The 14,982-nt window shown below is 69.5% G+C and carries 11 protein-coding genes; 8 read left to right on the forward strand and 3 right to left on the reverse strand.

Going from position 1 to position 14,982, the window contains the following annotated elements; all coding sequences use genetic code 11:
• The first annotated feature begins 14 nt into the window (after positions 1-14).
• Together ACFXQA_RS09695 and holA are read left to right on the forward strand one after the other, a co-directional pair.
• Positions 15-2,309 (forward strand): ComEC/Rec2 family competence protein, encoded by a 2,295-nt coding sequence (locus ACFXQA_RS09695; protein ID WP_394519615.1) that lies wholly within the window; start codon positions 15-17, stop codon positions 2,307-2,309.
• A 9-nt stretch (positions 2,310-2,318) separates the two neighbouring features.
• A complete protein-coding gene (holA, locus tag ACFXQA_RS09700) occupies positions 2,319-3,356 on the forward strand; it encodes a DNA polymerase III subunit delta (protein WP_394519616.1) in 1,038 nt (345 codons plus the stop codon).
• Positions 3,357-3,430: 74 nt separating this feature from the next.
• Here the strand turns inward: holA and rpsT are convergent, their stop codons facing one another.
• From rpsT to ACFXQA_RS09715, 3 genes are all read right to left on the reverse strand, one after another.
• Entirely contained in the window at positions 3,431-3,691 is a 261-nt protein-coding gene (rpsT, locus tag ACFXQA_RS09705; RefSeq protein ID WP_394519618.1) for a 30S ribosomal protein S20, read from the reverse strand.
• Between the two features lie 113 nt (positions 3,692-3,804).
• Complete coding sequence (locus tag ACFXQA_RS09710) at positions 3,805-4,524, reverse strand: alpha/beta fold hydrolase (protein WP_394519619.1); 720 nt, start codon at positions 4,522-4,524, stop codon at positions 3,805-3,807.
• A 63-nt stretch (positions 4,525-4,587) separates the two neighbouring features.
• On the reverse strand, positions 4,588-7,581 hold the full coding sequence (locus ACFXQA_RS09715; RefSeq protein ID WP_394519620.1) for an ExeM/NucH family extracellular endonuclease: 2,994 nt from the start codon (positions 7,579-7,581) through the stop codon (positions 4,588-4,590).
• Between the two features lie 180 nt (positions 7,582-7,761).
• Between ACFXQA_RS09715 and ACFXQA_RS09720 the strand changes: the two genes are divergently transcribed.
• From ACFXQA_RS09720 to dnaJ, 6 genes are all read left to right on the forward strand, one after another.
• Positions 7,762-8,922 carry a pyridoxal phosphate-dependent aminotransferase gene (locus ACFXQA_RS09720; RefSeq protein WP_394519621.1) on the forward strand — a complete coding sequence of 387 codons (1,161 nt, stop codon included), beginning with the start codon at positions 7,762-7,764 and terminating at the stop codon, positions 8,920-8,922.
• Between the two features lie 12 nt (positions 8,923-8,934).
• Complete coding sequence (lepA, locus tag ACFXQA_RS09725) at positions 8,935-10,797, forward strand: translation elongation factor 4 (protein WP_394519622.1); 1,863 nt, start codon at positions 8,935-8,937, stop codon at positions 10,795-10,797.
• 11 nt (positions 10,798-10,808) lie between these two features.
• Positions 10,809-11,459 (forward strand): DUF1990 family protein, encoded by a 651-nt coding sequence (locus ACFXQA_RS09730; protein ID WP_394519623.1) that lies wholly within the window; start codon positions 10,809-10,811, stop codon positions 11,457-11,459.
• Positions 11,459-12,676 carry a radical SAM family heme chaperone HemW gene (gene hemW, locus ACFXQA_RS09735; RefSeq protein WP_394519624.1) on the forward strand — a complete coding sequence of 406 codons (1,218 nt, stop codon included), beginning with the start codon at positions 11,459-11,461 and terminating at the stop codon, positions 12,674-12,676. Before ACFXQA_RS09730 ends, hemW begins: the two co-directional genes overlap by 1 nt.
• A gap of 79 nt (positions 12,677-12,755) precedes the next feature.
• Positions 12,756-13,796 (forward strand): heat-inducible transcriptional repressor HrcA, encoded by a 1,041-nt coding sequence (hrcA, locus tag ACFXQA_RS09740; protein WP_394519625.1) that lies wholly within the window; start codon positions 12,756-12,758, stop codon positions 13,794-13,796.
• A 51-nt stretch (positions 13,797-13,847) separates the two neighbouring features.
• Positions 13,848-14,981, forward strand: a complete 1,134-nt coding sequence (gene dnaJ / locus ACFXQA_RS09745; RefSeq protein WP_394519626.1) for a molecular chaperone DnaJ — start codon at positions 13,848-13,850, stop codon at positions 14,979-14,981.
• Position 14,982 lies beyond the last annotated feature (1 nt).

Raw genomic sequence — 14,982 nt, forward strand, 5'->3', positions numbered from 1 at the left:
GGAGCGCCCGACTGGTGCCCGCCGCGCTGGTGGCCTGGGTGGTGGCGGCGGTCGCGGTGTGCGTGCCGGCGGCAGCGGGCTGGCTCTCGATGGGGTCGTGGGTGCTGGCCGTGGGCTCTGCGGCAATCATGCTGCGACGGCCTTCGCGGATCGGTGTGGTCGTCGCGGTCGCCGCGGTGGCCGGCGCCGTGGCGGCGTCGCAGGTGGCGTGGGTGCAGCCCGGTCGAGCAGCGGTCGCCGAACTCGCCTCGGCGGGCGGGCGTGCTTTCGTCGTCGACGCGGTCATCTCGGGCAAGCTCGACCCGAGCAGCTCGGGCGACGTCTGGTTCGACGCGGTCGCCCACCGGGTCGCCGCGGGCGACAGCGCTATCGCCGGTCCGTTGCCGGTACGCATGGGCGTGCCAGCGGAAGCGGTGGGCGAACTGGGGCGAGCCGACATCGGGAGTGAGGTCGTCGCGCGCGGAGCGACCATCCCGGCGAATCCGGGGGAGCGCGCCGTTCTCGTGCTGCGGATACATGAGCTCTCGGTCGTCGACGAAACACCGAACGCGGTGCTGGCAGCGACGTCAGACCTCCGTCGTGACCTCGTCGACGCCGCTTCGAGTCTTCCGGGTGCCGGTGCAGCGCTCGTGCCCGGGCTCGCGGTCGGCGAGACCTCGGCGGTATCGGGCGCCCTCGACGAGAGCATGAAAGCGTCGTCGTTGTCTCATCTGACCGCCGTGTCGGGGGCCAACTGCGCCCTGGTGGTGGGTCTGGCCTACGGCGCCGCCGCCGTGTGCGGCGCCCGCCGAGGCGTGCGGGTCGCCGCGGGTGTCGTCACCCTCGCCGGCTTCGTGCTTCTCGTCACGCCGGAGCCGAGCGTCGTGCGGGCGGGGGCGATGGCCACCATCGCGATGCTCGCGCTCGCGCTGGGCAGAGCGGGTGCGGGACTGAGCGTGTTGTGTCTCGCCGTCGTCGTGCTGCTCTCGCTCGACCCGTGGCTCGCGATGTCGTTGGGCTTCGCTCTCTCGACGGTGGCGACGGCGTCGCTCCTGTTGCTGGCGCGTCCTCTCGCGGGCGGACTGAGCCGCTGGATGCCTCGCTCCCTGGCTCTCGTCCTGTCGATCCCGCTGGCGGCGCAGCTGGCTTGCGGGCCCCTTCTCGTGCTGGTCGACCCCCGGGTCCCCCTGCTCGGCGTCGCGGCCAATCTGCTCGCCGCACCCGCCGCACCGCTCGCGACGCTGGCGGGGCTTGCCGCGTGCCTCGCTGCGCCGTTTCCGTGGCTTCAAGACGTCCTGGTGGCGATCGCGTGGCTGCCGGCCTCGTGGATCGCGGGGATCGCCGACGTCGTGAGCGCCGTTCCGGCACAGCAGGTCTCGTGGTGGAGCGACGTCGGGGGACTGATCGCCCTGGCAGCGGTCTCGGCGTCGATCGCGGTGGTCGTCGCCCTTCGTCCCGGTGGCTCGCGCCGCGGTCTCGTTCGCGGCGTCTGTCTGGTGGTGGTCTGCGCGGTCGTCGGGGTCGGCGGCGGCCAGACGGCCCTCCGTACGGTGGCGGGCCCGTTCACCGTGCCCGGCCCGTGGGCGATCGCCGCGTGCGACGTCGGGCAGGGCGACGCGGTACTGCTGCGGTCGCGGGGAGCGGTGGCGCTCATCGACACCGGGCCCGACCCGGCGCCGCTGTCTGCCTGCCTCGACCGCTTCGGGCTCGCACGCATCGACCTGCTCGTGCTCACCCACTTCGACGCCGACCACGTCGGAGGAGCGACCGCGTTGATCGGGCGCGTGGGTCAGCTCGTGCACGGACCACCCGATGACGGCGGGGCCGAGCGGCTGATCGCCGGGTTCGCATCCGGCGGGGCCCACGCGGTGGCGGCGCACCCGGGAATGCAAGGCCTCCTCGGCGAGGCGCGGTGGCGCGTGCTCTGGCCCGACGGGTCGGCCGAGCCCGGCAACGACGCCAGCGTCGCGCTCGACGTCCGCGGCGGGGGGATACCCGACACCCTCCTCCTCGGAGACCTGTCGGCCGAGGCGCAACGGGCGATGCAGCGAGCCGAGCCGCTGGCCGCGTACGACGTGGTGAAAGTCGCCCACCACGGCAGTGCCGATCAGGACGAGGGCCTCTACCGCTCAGCCAGCCCGACGCTCGGGCTCATCACGGTCGGCGTCGACAACGACTACGGTCATCCCCGAGCGACCCTGCTGGACATTCTCCGATCGGTCGGTGCGACCGTCGCGCGCACCGACGAGGAAGGGATCGTGGCGGTGTGGGAAGACGATGACGGGGTGCTCCGGCTGTGGCGGGAACGCGACGTCGCAGGCGCTGGATAGGCTGGGTCCATGGCAGCCGCACCGCGTCGATCCGCTCCGGCGAAGGTGAAGTCGGCGATTCCTCAGGTGTCATGGCGCGAGCCGCGTCCCGCCCCCGTGGTGCTGATCTCTGGTCCCGAAGAGGTCTGCGCCGAGCGCGCGATCGCCGGTGTGCGCGACTACCTGCGGGCCGAAGATCCGAGTCTCGAGATCGCCGACGTGCGCGCCGACGACTACGCCGCGGGAACGCTGCTGGGTGTGAGTTCGCCATCGCTCTTCGGCGAACCGCGATTGGTGCGCGTCGGGGGCGTCGAGAAGGCATCCGACACGTTCCTCACCGAGGCGCTGGCCTACCTCCAGCATCCGCAAGAGGGCGCGACGGTGATCCTGCGCCACACCGGGGCGAGTGTTCGCGGCAAGAAGCTCCTCGACGCCGTGCGCGCGGGGCAGGGGAGCGGTATCGAGATCCCGTGCGCCGCCATCAAGCGCGACAGCGATCGGTACGACTTCGCGGCGGGTGAATTCTCGGCGGCGAGACGGCGCATCGCCCCCACGGCGCTTCGTGCCCTCGTCTCGGCGTTCGCCGACGACGTCACAGAGCTCGCCGCGGCCTGCCAGCAGCTCATCTCCGACGTGGCGGGCGATATCGACGACCGCATCGTCGAGCGCTACTACGGCGGTCGCGTCGAGACGTCGGCGTTCACGGTCGCCGACACGGCGATAGCCGGTCGATATGGCGACGCGCTCCTCGCGCTCCGACAGGCACTCGCTTCGGGCGCAGACCCGGTGCCGCTCGTGGCCGCCGTGGCGATGAAGGTGCGCACCATGGCACGGGTCGCCGGCAGTCGCGAGCCGTCGGGGGTGCTCGCCGCTCGACTGGGAATGAAGGACTGGCAGGTCGACCGCGCGCGACGCGATCTCGTCGGCTGGTCTCAGGCCACGCTCGGCATGGCGATCCACGCGGTCGCACGCGCCGATTCAGAAGTGAAGGGTGCCTCGCGTGATCCGGTGTTCGCCCTCGAGCGCATGATCACCGTGATCGCCACGCGCACCTCGTTCGGCGACTGACCCGGGAGCGCAGGGAGGTCTGGAACGACGAAAGCCCGCCCCGTGAACGGGACGGGCTTTTCGAAGCGATCGGCTCAGAGAGCAGCGACCTGCTTGGCGATCGCCGACTTGCGGTTCGATGCCTGGTTCTGGTGGATGACGCCCTTGCTCACGGCCTTGTCGAGCTTCTTGGCGGCCTTTGCGAGGGCCAGCTCGGCGGCGGCCTTGTCGCCGGCGGCGACGGCCTCGCGGGCACGGCGCACCTCGGTGCGGAGTCCGCTCTTGACGGCCTTGTTGCGCTCGTTGGCCTTCGCGTTGGTCTTGTTGCGCTTGATCTGCGACTTGATATTCGCCACGTTCGACGGTCTTTCGTTCGGAGGATGAGGACAGATACCGAGAAACAGAAGAGGGCTGTCGCACGGTGGTCGTGAGGGTGGGAAACCCACACGCAAGTCAAACCCCGAGTCTATCAGGTCTGCTCGGCTGTCGTTATCGCGAGGTGGAGGACGGCGTTGAAGATCTGCGGCCGCATCGCGGTCACCAGATGGGAGGTGCGCGGCACGACGATGAGTTCGGCGTGGGGGACTGTACGCATGAAGAGCGACTCGTTCACTCGGAGCTGGTCGAACTGTCCGTTCACGAACCACAGGGGAGAACGGATGCTGCGGACCGCCCGCAGCGGATCGAGGGCCGTAAGGGCGGCCAGCGCGATGTGCTGAGCGTCGTAGGCGTAGCCACCCGCGCCGAAATCCTGGCGGGTCTCGTCGGGAAGCGTTCGAGCCAGGACGTAGTCCGTGAGGGCGGCACCGCGGTCGGGGAGCGAATCGAATCCCTTCAAGAATCCGCGGTAGGCGCGGAGGCCCGCGCCTCTCGGGACGGCGGTGCAGCCCGCCCCGATGAAGGCGGCCAGGGCAGGGGCCGTCTCGGATCCCGCGTACTCGAGGGAGAGGACACCGCCCATGGAGTGCCCCACCAGCATCACTGGCCCGTGCTTCGCAGCATCCTTGACCGCGCGGTCTATCGTGTCGAAAGACTCGGCGAGGGTGAACGGCTCGGCCATTCGCGTGCCGTGGCCGGGGAGGTCGACGGCGAACGCCCGATTGCCCCGTTCGGCCAGATACTCGAGCTGCGGGCGCCACATGCTGGCAGACGTGCGGATGCCGTGGACGAACACGACCCCGACCGACATGCCTCCAACATACGACGCGCCCCCTGCCCGACCGAAGTCGAGCAGGGGGCGCGTTCGTGCCGACTAGCGCGTCAGCGGTGACCGGCGCCGAAGCGCGTAGGTCAGGCCGCCGGCGACGAGCAGGAAGCCCGCGCCCAGCGCCACACCGAGCGGCAGCTCGGAGCCCGTGACAGCCAACACGCCGTTCGCGACGACCGTGACCGAGACCCGGATCGGGCTCTCGTTCGCCGCCGTGACGACCAGCTCGTGCTCGCCGAGCGCGAAGTCGGCCGGGATGGCGATGGCGAAGGTGGTGCGGCCCGACGCGTCGGCGGCGGGGATGCCCTTCGCCACGATCGGATCGCTGAACAGCGTGGCGGCGATCTGCTGCCCCGGCTCGAGGCCGGTGACGGTGACCGACAGCGAACCGCCCTGTTCGACGGGCTCGGGTGACACGGTCACGGTCGCCCAAGTGCCGTTCGGCACCTCGCCGACGGGGTTCTCGGTTCCGGGGTCATCCGTGCCCGGGTCTTCTTCGGTCGGTTCCTCGACGGCACCGCTCGACATTCCGACCTTGATCGGATCGTGGTCCGACGAACGGTACGGGCTGTTCTCGTGGAACGACGTGGCGAAGTAGTTGTAACGGCTGTACTCCAACGCGAGCGCTTCACCCGAGTTGATGTTCCAGATGTCCCCACCCGTGGTCCGCTCGCGCGCAGCCTCGTTCATGAGGATGTGGTCGAGCGATCCGGAGAGGCCGCTGAACGAGTAGCTCGATTCGTCGAGCTCGAGAACGGCCTCGGCGTCTTCGTAGCCTCCGTCGAAGAAGACCTGCATCGGGTCTTCCTGGCCGTAGGAGTTGAAGTCGCCGGCGAGCAGCACCGATTCGGTGTCACCCTGGATCTCTTCCACCCACTCGGTGAGCGCGGTGGCCTGGTTCACTCGGGCGGCGTTGAAGAAGCTCTGGCCGTCGTTGCTGTCGAGGTCTCCGGGAGGTACGACATCACCCTCGCGCGGTGCACCCTTCGACTTGAAGTGGTTCACGACGAACAGGAACTCTTCGCCACCGTCGACGGGCTCGAACACCTGGGCGATCGGCTCGCGGGCGTTGCCGAACGCCTCACCGGCGTCCGACTGGTCTCCCAGCGCGAGCGAGTCGCCGACCGGCGCCGCCTCGGCGACCTGGTAGATGATCGCGTTCGTGATGACGTCGCGGGTGGTTGCGTCAGGCAGGTCGGCCGAGGAGGGGATGAAGTCCCAGACATCGGAACCGGCATCGGCGTTCAGCGCGGCGACGAGCGAAGCGACGGCCTCGTCGGTCTCCTCGCCGAGGGCCGCCGAGTTCTCGATCTCCATCAGACCGACGACCGAGGCGTCCAGAGCGTTGATGGCCTCGACGATCTTCGTCTGCTGACGCTCGAAGTCCTCCGCGTCCCAGGCGCCTCGCTGGTCGCAGCCGCCGCTCACGTTGTTGCGCTCGGTGCCATCGCGGCTGACGTAGGCCGTGCACGTAGAGGTGTCGGTGCCGAGGGTGGTGAAGTAGTTCAGCACGTTGAACGACGCGACGCTCACGTCGCCGCCGACCGAGGCCGGGGCGGGGGTGCGCGGGCTGGTGAAGGTCACTCCGTCGTTCGCACCGGTGCCGTCGCCGACGAGGTGCACTGTGGGGTTGAACTTCCAGGCACCGAAGCTGAAGGCGACGACGACGGGCTCGTCGAACGTGACCCGGCCGCCGACGGAGATCGGCTCGGTCAGCGAGATGTATGGCGGCGTCAAAGCGGAGCCGGCGACGCTGTCGAAGTTTGTGGTCGAGGCATCGTCGAGCACGATGGCGCGCTCAGCGTTGTCGGCGGTCACCGCGGCGGCCTCCGGAGTGCCGGGGCGAGCGGCATCGGTGGGCTGGCGGAGCGGCTCCGTGCCGGTCGCGAGACCGACTTCACCGTAATTGCCCGTCGAATACGTGTTGCTCACCGTGTAGTCGCCCTGCGGCTGCACGAGCATCGACTCGAGGGCTTCGCGGCGATCGCCCTCGCGAGGCCAGGCGACAGCTGCGGGAGCGACAGCGGCCGCGTCGGCGATGACCGTCGAGCCTTCTGCGGCGACCGTGATCTGCGTGGTCCCGTTGTACTCGCTCACAGCGCCGGTGACGCGCACGGTGTCGCCGAGCGCAACGGCGTTCACGCCCGCGGGGGAGTAGACGAAGACGGCGTCCGAAGCGACGTGGGTCGCCCAGTCGAGCGTGCCCCCGGTTCCGGCCGTCTGGATGATGTAGCCGTTCAGGCCGCCGGTGGGGTAGCGCGCGGTGACGACACCCTCGGTGGTGACGGTCTGCCCGGCGAGCGGTGACGTGTCGGTCGTCCCCTGGATCTCGGCGATGGTCGCATTCGTGGGGTCGGTCGGCTCCGGGTCGGGCGTCACGCCGCTGTTGGTCGGCGTGGGTGCACCGGCGGTGAAGTCGGCGCCGTTGACCGCGGTGTTGGTGTGCGTGGCGTTGCGCGAAACGCTCGTCGTGTTCGAGGCCGCCGGTGCGGGCGAGCCGCCGGCAGCGGGGGTCGCGGCGGGGCCGTAGGCCACCCAGTCGACGACGCTGGCGTCGGTGGGGGTCTGCACGAGGCCCGCCGCGTTCGCGAGCGCGACCTTGCCGCCCGTGCCGCTGAGTGCGAGGGTGCCTTCTGCGTCGGGGGTCGGCAGCGCTTCCGTGCCGCCCGTGCCCTTCGCCAGCTGGACGAGGTAATGCGCGCCGGCCGGGATGCTCCCGGTCAAGGGCAGCTGCGAATTGAACGCGCCGCCCGCGGAACCGTACTGCAGGCTCCAGCCGTCGATGCTCTGAGCGGTGGTGCTCACGTTGACGAGTTCGACGAAGTCGTTCGTCAGGGTCGCACCGGAGTTCCCCCCACCGCCGTAGACCTCGTTGATGACGACAGCGGCCGTCGGGCTCACTGCGGCCTGGGCAGGCAGCGCGGCGATACCGAACGAGCCCACAGCGAGGGCGGTGACGACCGCACTCGCGGCGAGCGCACGGCCCTTGCCTCCTCTCGCGTGTTCGAAGCGGTCGGAGGTCGGGGAATGCGACGTCACAGAGTCTTCTCCAGGGTGGGGGCGCACGGCGATCGACACCGACGTGGTGTCGATCGGGGGTCGGGGGGACCTGGCTCGATCTTGTCCGACCCCCCGGACGTCGGGGTTGCTCCGAGATGAACAACGGGTGACGCGAATCGAAGCGCCAGGGCGCGTGCCGCCCGGAAATAGACTTCCCGCATGCCCGCAATTCCCTCCCACGTCTTCGGAATGGCGGGTTCGGGTGTGCGTCGCATTCTCGAGGTCGCCCTTCAACGGCCCGGCACGATCGTCCTCGCCGTGGGGGAGCCGGGCATGGCGGTCGCCGAGCCGGTGCGCGACGCGGGGTCTTCCGCCTGGCGGCGCGGTGACGTCCGTTACACGCCGAACGGTGGCATCCGACCGCTTCGCGAGGCGATCGCCCGCAAGCTCGCGCGCGAGAACCAACTCGAGGTCGACGTCGAGCAGATCTGGGTGACCGTCGGCGGCACGCAGGCCCTGCACCAGGCGATGACCCTTACCCTGACGGCCGGTGACGAGGTGCTCATCCCCGACCCGGGCTACACGACCTTCACGATGAACGCGCATCTCCTGCAGGCGACGCCCGTGCCCTACGTCTTACGGCCCGAGAACGGTTTCGTCCCCGATCTGGCCGGACTCGAAGCGCTGGTCGGCCCGCGCACCCGCGCGATCGTCATCAACAGTCCGTCGAATCCGCTCGGTGTCACCTACGACGCGACGACCATCGCCGCCCTCGTCGACTTCGCCCGCCGCCACGATCTGTGGGTGGTCAGCGACGAGGTGTACGAGCGCTTCACCTGGGGCCGTGCGCACGTGAGCCCCGCCACCTTCGACACCGACGGACGCGTCTTCACCGTGTTCTCGACCTCGAAGACCTACGCGATGACCGGTGCGCGCGTGGGCTGGCTCGTCACTCCGCCCGGTTGGCAGGACGTCATGCTGCGGGTGCAGGAGGCGGCCATCAGTTGCGTCGACACCCCGGCGCAGTACGCGGCGCTGGCCGCCATCGACGGCCCGCAAGACGCGGTGGCGACCGCCGCGGCGCACTACGCCGAGAACCTCGTCGCCGCATCCGCCCTTCTCGACGAGCGCGGGTTCGGCTATCTGCGTCCGACGGGCGCTTTCTACCTCTGGATCGACGTCTCGCACGTCAGCGAAGGCGACGTCGCCGCGTGGTGCCTGCGGTTCCTCGACGAGCGGGGCGTCGCCGTGGCGCCGGGCTCGGCGTTCGGGGCGGAGGGCGAAGGGTGGATCCGTATCTGCCTCGCGAGCGACCTCGACAGCATCCTCGAGGGCATCCGGCGCCTCCCCGCGCCCGCGGCGCCGCCCCGTCGCCCGTAGAATCGACGGAACATGTCACCTCGCGCCTCACATTCCCTCGAGCCCTCCGCGACTCCGCCCGAGGTGATCCGCAACTTCTGCATCATCGCCCACATCGACCACGGAAAGTCGACGCTGGCCGATCGGATGCTGCAGATCACCGGCGTCGTGTCCGATCGCGACATGCGCGCGCAGTACCTCGACCGCATGGACATCGAACGCGAGCGCGGCATCACGATCAAGAGCCAGGCCGTTCGCATGCCGTGGGCGGGCCCCTCGACGGGTTCGGGGACCGACGGGGTGCACACCCTGAACATGATCGACACCCCCGGCCACGTCGACTTCACCTACGAGGTCAGCCGCTCGCTCGCCGCGTGCGAGGGTGCCGTGCTGCTCGTCGATGCCGCGCAGGGGATCGAGGCGCAGACCCTCGCGAACCTGTACCTCGCACTCGAGAACGACCTCACGATCATCCCGGTCCTCAACAAGATCGACCTCCCGGCCGCCGATCCCGACAAGTTCGCCGCCGAGCTCGCCGGTCTCATCGGTGGCAGGCCCGAAGACGTCCTCCGCGTCAGCGGAAAGACGGGCCAGGGCGTCGAAGAGCTCCTCGACCGCATCGTGCGCGACATCCCCGCCCCGAAGGGCGATCCGAATGCCCCGGCCCGCGCCATGATCTTCGACTCGGTCTACGACTCCTACCGCGGCGTGATCACCTACGTGCGCATGATCGACGGCAGCCTCGAGCCGCGCGAGCGCATCCAGATGATGTCGACACGCGCGACCCACGAGCTGCTCGAGATCGGCGTGTCGAGTCCCGAGCCCACACCCTCGCGGGGTCTGGGCGTCGGCGAGGTCGGCTACTTGATCACGGGTGTGAAAGACGTGCGCCAGTCGAAGGTCGGCGACACGATCACCACGCACCGTTCCCCCGCGACCGTGGCACTGCCCGGCTACACCGACCCGAAGCCGATGGTGTACTCGGGCCTGTACCCCATCGAGCAGAGCGACTACGCCGATCTGCGCGAAGCGCTCGACAAACTCAAGCTCTCCGACGCATCGCTCGTCTACGAGCCCGAGACCTCCGTCGCCCTGGGCTTCGGGTTCCGATGCGGGTTCCTCGGCCTCCTCCACCTCGAGATCATCACCGAGCGCCTGGAGCGCGAGTTCGATCTCGAGCTGATCGCCACTGCCCCGAGCGTGGTCTACGAGGTCAAGACCGACATCGGCGAGACCATCGTCGTGACCAACCCCAGCGAGTATCCCGACGGTCGTGTCGCATCGGTGTCGGAGCCGATGGTGAAGGCCGCGATCCTCCTTCCGAAAGATTTCGTCGGCACGGTCATGGAGCTGTGCCAGCAGCGACGGGGCTCGCTGCTCGGAATGGACTACCTCAGTGAGGACCGCGTCGAGATCCGCTACAACATGCCGCTCGGCGAGATCGTCTTCGACTTCTTCGATCAGCTGAAGAGCAAGACGCAGGGCTACGCGAGCCTCGACTACGAGCCCTCCGGTCAGCAGGACGCCGACCTCGTCAAGGTCGACATCCTCCTCCAGAGCGAGAAGGTCGACGCCTTCAGTGCGATCGTGCACAGGGAGAAGGCGTACGCCTACGGCACCCTCATGACGGAGCGTCTGCGCAAACTCATCCCGCGCCAGCAGTTCGAGATCCCCATCCAGGCCGCGATCGGCGCGCGGATCATCGCGCGGGAGAGCATCCGCGCGATCCGCAAAGACGTGCTGGCGAAATGCTACGGCGGCGACATCAGCCGCAAGCGAAAGCTTCTCGAGAAGCAGAAGGAGGGCAAGAAGCGCATGAAGACCATCGGTCGTGTCGAAGTCCCCCAGGGCGCGTTCATCGCGGCCCTCTCGGGCGACGTCGAAGAGAAGAAGTAGGACCGACTCCCGTGCGTCGCGGCACCTTCAAGGACGAGACGGTGGATTACGCCGCGGTCGGCGCCACCCAGGCCCCCGATCTTCTGCAGTATCCGCCCGAGCGGTCGATCCCCGCCGAAGAGACGTGGCGCATCGGCAGCGGTGAGGAGCGCTTCACCACGGCGGGCGAGGCTCTTCTGGCGTGGGCGGCGCAGCGCGAGGGCGGTCTCACGATCGCTGACGTGCGTCCCGCCGCAGGGCCGTCGTACACCGGCGTCGGTTACGACGGGGAGGGTCGCCCGGTCGCACCCAGCAGGCTCGACTCCGATCAGCGCTTCGACGTCGACGGAACCCCCTTCGTCGGCCCGGGGACGACCGTGCACCTGCGCGGCCACGCGGGCCGCTATCGCGCCGATGCCGAGGCTCGCGTGATCTCGGTGATCGAAGATCCTCGGCGCGTGGGTTTCGCTCTCGGTACCGTGGGCGATTCGGTCGTCAGCGGCGAGGAGCTGTTCCTCCTCGAATGGCGCGAGAACGACGAGGTCTGGTTCACCGTGCGGGCGTTCGACCGCCCGGTGGCTCTGCTCTACCGGCTTTTCCCCGCGATGGTCCGCCAGCGTCGGCGCGAGCTGTTCTCCCGGTACTTCCGGGCGATCTCGCCGATGTACACGACACCCGCCTGATGGGGTCGGCCCTTCCTCTCGGCGACCCCGCGCCCCCCGACGGTGCGCTGCCCGACGATCTCGCGCACGACCCGTCGACCCCCTTCAGCGTCTATCTGCATGTTCCGTTTTGCCGGGTGCGGTGCGGCTATTGCGACTTCAACACCTATACCGCCACCGAACTGCGCGGGGCGCGGCAAGACCAGTACGCCGACACCGTGCGCAACGAGATCACACTGGCTCGGCGGGTGCTCGAACGGTCGGATGCCGTGCGTCCCGCACAGACGGTCTTCTTCGGGGGCGGCACGCCGACGCTCCTCCCCGCCGGCGACCTCGCGCGCATGCTCGACGGGGTGGCGGCAGCCTTCGGCCTGGCAGACGACGCCGAGATCACCGTCGAGGCGAATCCCGACACCGTGACACCCGCCGTCGTGCGCGAGCTCGCAGCATCCGGTGTCACCCGCCTCTCTATCGGCATGCAGTCGGCGATGCCCCACGTACTCGCGGCGCTCGATCGGACGCATGATCCCGAGAACGTGGCGACCGCCGTCTCTGCCGCTCGCGACGCCGGTCTCGCTGTCAGCGTCGACCTCATCTACGGCGCCCCCGGAGAGTCGCTCGACGACTGGCGTGCGTCGGTCGAGACGGCCGTCGCGCTCGAGCCCGACCACCTCTCCGCCTACGCGCTGATCGTCGAGGACGGCACGAAGCTCGCCCGGCAGATCCGCCGCGGCGAGGTCGTCGCCCCCGACGACGACACGCAGGCCGACATGTACGAGCTCGCCGACGACCTTCTCGCCGCCGCCGGGTTCGACTGGTACGAGGTGTCGAACTGGGCGCGCAACGACGCCCAGCGCTCACAGCACAATCTCGCGTACTGGCGAGGCTCCGACTGGTGGGGATTCGGGCCGGGCGCCCACAGCCATGTCGCGGGCCTGCGCTGGTGGAACGTGAAGCATCCGGCGGCTTACGCGCAACGGCTCGCCGCGGGGGAGTCGCCGGCCGCCGCGCGCGAGCGTCCCGACCCCGGGGCGCGGCACCTGGAGTCGGTCCTGCTGCGCTCGCGCATCCGCGAGGGCCTCCCCGTCGCCGAGCTCACCGCCGGGGGCCGACGCGCGGTGGCGTCGCTGGTCGACGGCGGACTCATCGATGGCGGACCGGTCACCTCGGGGCGCATCGTCCTCACCCGGCGGGGGCGCCTTCTCGCCGACACCGTGGTGCGCGCATTGACGGCGTGATGGCCACGGCCACGGCCCGCACGATCCGCTAGAATTGGCACTCACGCCAGACGAGTGCCAGAGACGCGAGAGGAGAGCCATGGTCAGCGAACGCGGACTCCAGGTTCTCCGTGCGATCGTGCAGGACTACGTCGACACACGCGAGCCGGTGGGTAGCAAGGCGATCGTCGAGCGCCACGCCTTCGGGGTGTCGGCGGCCACGATCCGAAACGACATGGCGCTGCTCGAAGACGAAGAGTTGATCGCCGCGCCCCACACCTCATCGGGTCGCATTCCCACAGACAAGGGTTACCGCGTCTTCGTCGACCATCTCGCAGACCTCCGGCCTCTGAATCCCGCTCAGCGCAATGCGATCGCGTCTTTCCTCGACGGCTCCGGCGACCTCGACGACCTGCTGGCCCGCACGGTGCGCGCCCTCACCCAGCTCACCGGCCAGGTCGCGATCGTGCAGTACCCCTCGTTCGCCCGCGCCAACGTCACGCACGTCGAGCTGGTCGATCTGGGCTCGGGCCGCCTGCTCGTGATCGTCGTCACCGACACCGGGCGGGTCTCCCAGCGCATCGCTTTCGTCCGTGACGAGCCGACCGAGGCCGAGCTCATCCAACTGCGGGCCCGCATCTCTGCCGTGGTCGTCGGTCACCTCGTGGGCGACGCCACGCAGCGGATCACCGAAGCCCTCGCAGCCGCGACCCTGCCGGCGGTGGGGGTGGATGCTGCCGCGCACGCGATTCTGCGCGTGCTCGTCGAAGAGCTCGAGGAGTTCCGCCAGGATCGTCTCGTCATGGCCGGGGCCGCCACCCTCGCTCGACGTGAGTCCGATTTCCGGGGCAGCATCTACCCGCTGCTGGAGGCGATCGAGGAGCAGGTCACGCTCCTGAAGCTCATGACCGAGATGGTCGTCGACGCGAAAGGGCTGGCGGCCAGCATCGGACGCGAGAACGAACCGTTCGGCCTGATCGAGGCGTCCGTTCTCGCGAGCGACTACGACGCATCCGGCACCGGAGCCCGCGTGGGGCTTCTGGGGCCGACGCGAATGGACTACCCCTCGCACCTGGCGGCGGTTCGCGCCGTCGCCCACCATTTGACCAGGATGCTCGAAGACGACGAGAACGCCCGCTGACGCGGCATCCGTCCATGACGATCCCCGCCACGAGCGGGCAGGAAGGCGACTGTGGCTGACCACTACGAGGTCCTCGGTGTCGCGCGCGACGCGAGCACCGACGATATCAAGAAGGCGTACCGACGTCTCGCCCGCCAGCTTCACCCCGACGTGAACCCGGGCGATGACGCATCCGAGAAGTTCAAGCTCGTCACGCACGCCTACGACGTCCTGAGCGACGCCGAACAGCGCCGTCGCTACGACATGGGCGGTGACACCGGTGCCTTCGGCGGTGGCGGGGGAGCAGCCGGGTTCGGCGGCTTCAGCGACATCTTCGAGACGTTCTTCGGCGGAGCGGGCGGCGGGGGCGGCGGCAGCCGCGGGCCGAGGCCGCGATCGCGGCGCGAACGCGGACAGGACGCCCTCGTGCGAGTCACCCTCGAGCTCGACGACGTCGTCTTCGGTGTGCACCGCGACCTCGAGGTCGACACCGCCGTGCTCTGCGAGACCTGCAACGGCGCGTGCACCCAGCCCGGTACTTCCGAAGTGACCTGCGACATCTGCCACGGCAGCGGTCACATCCAGCGCACCGTCCGAAGCCTCCTCGGAAACGTCGTCACGAACCAGCCCTGCGGCACGTGCCAGGGGCACGGCACGACCATCCCCTACCCCTGCGCCACCTGCCAGGGCCAGGGACGCGTCCGCGCCCGCCGCACCGTGTCGGTCGACATCCCCGCGGGAGTCGAGACGGGCCTGCGGTTGCAGCTTCCGGGTTCGGGTGAAGTCGGGCCCGCCGGTGGTCCGAACGGCGATCTCTACCTCGAGGTGACCGTCGCCCCGCACGAGACCTTCAGCCGGGACGGCGACGACCTGCTGGCCACCCTCGAGGTTTCGATGCCCGACGCGATCCTCGGCACCGAGACCGCGATCACCGCGCTCGACGGCTCGGTCGACCTCGAGATCCGCGCCGGTGTGCAGTCGGGTGACGTGCTCACGATCAAGGGCCGCGGTGTCACGCCCCTGCGAGGCACCCAGCGCGGAGACCTGCGCATCGGCGTGCACGTGGTCACCCCGACGCGCCTCGACGCGAAGGAGCGGTCGCTGATCGAAGACTTCGCGAAACGCACCAAGGCGCCCGCACCGCACCTGGCCGAGTTCCACCAGGGCCTCTTCGCGAAGCTCCGTGACCGGTTCCGCAACGTCTGAC

Source organism: Microbacterium shimangi (genome assembly GCF_043556445.1).
Taxonomy (GTDB): Bacteria; Actinomycetota; Actinomycetes; order Actinomycetales; family Microbacteriaceae; genus Microbacterium.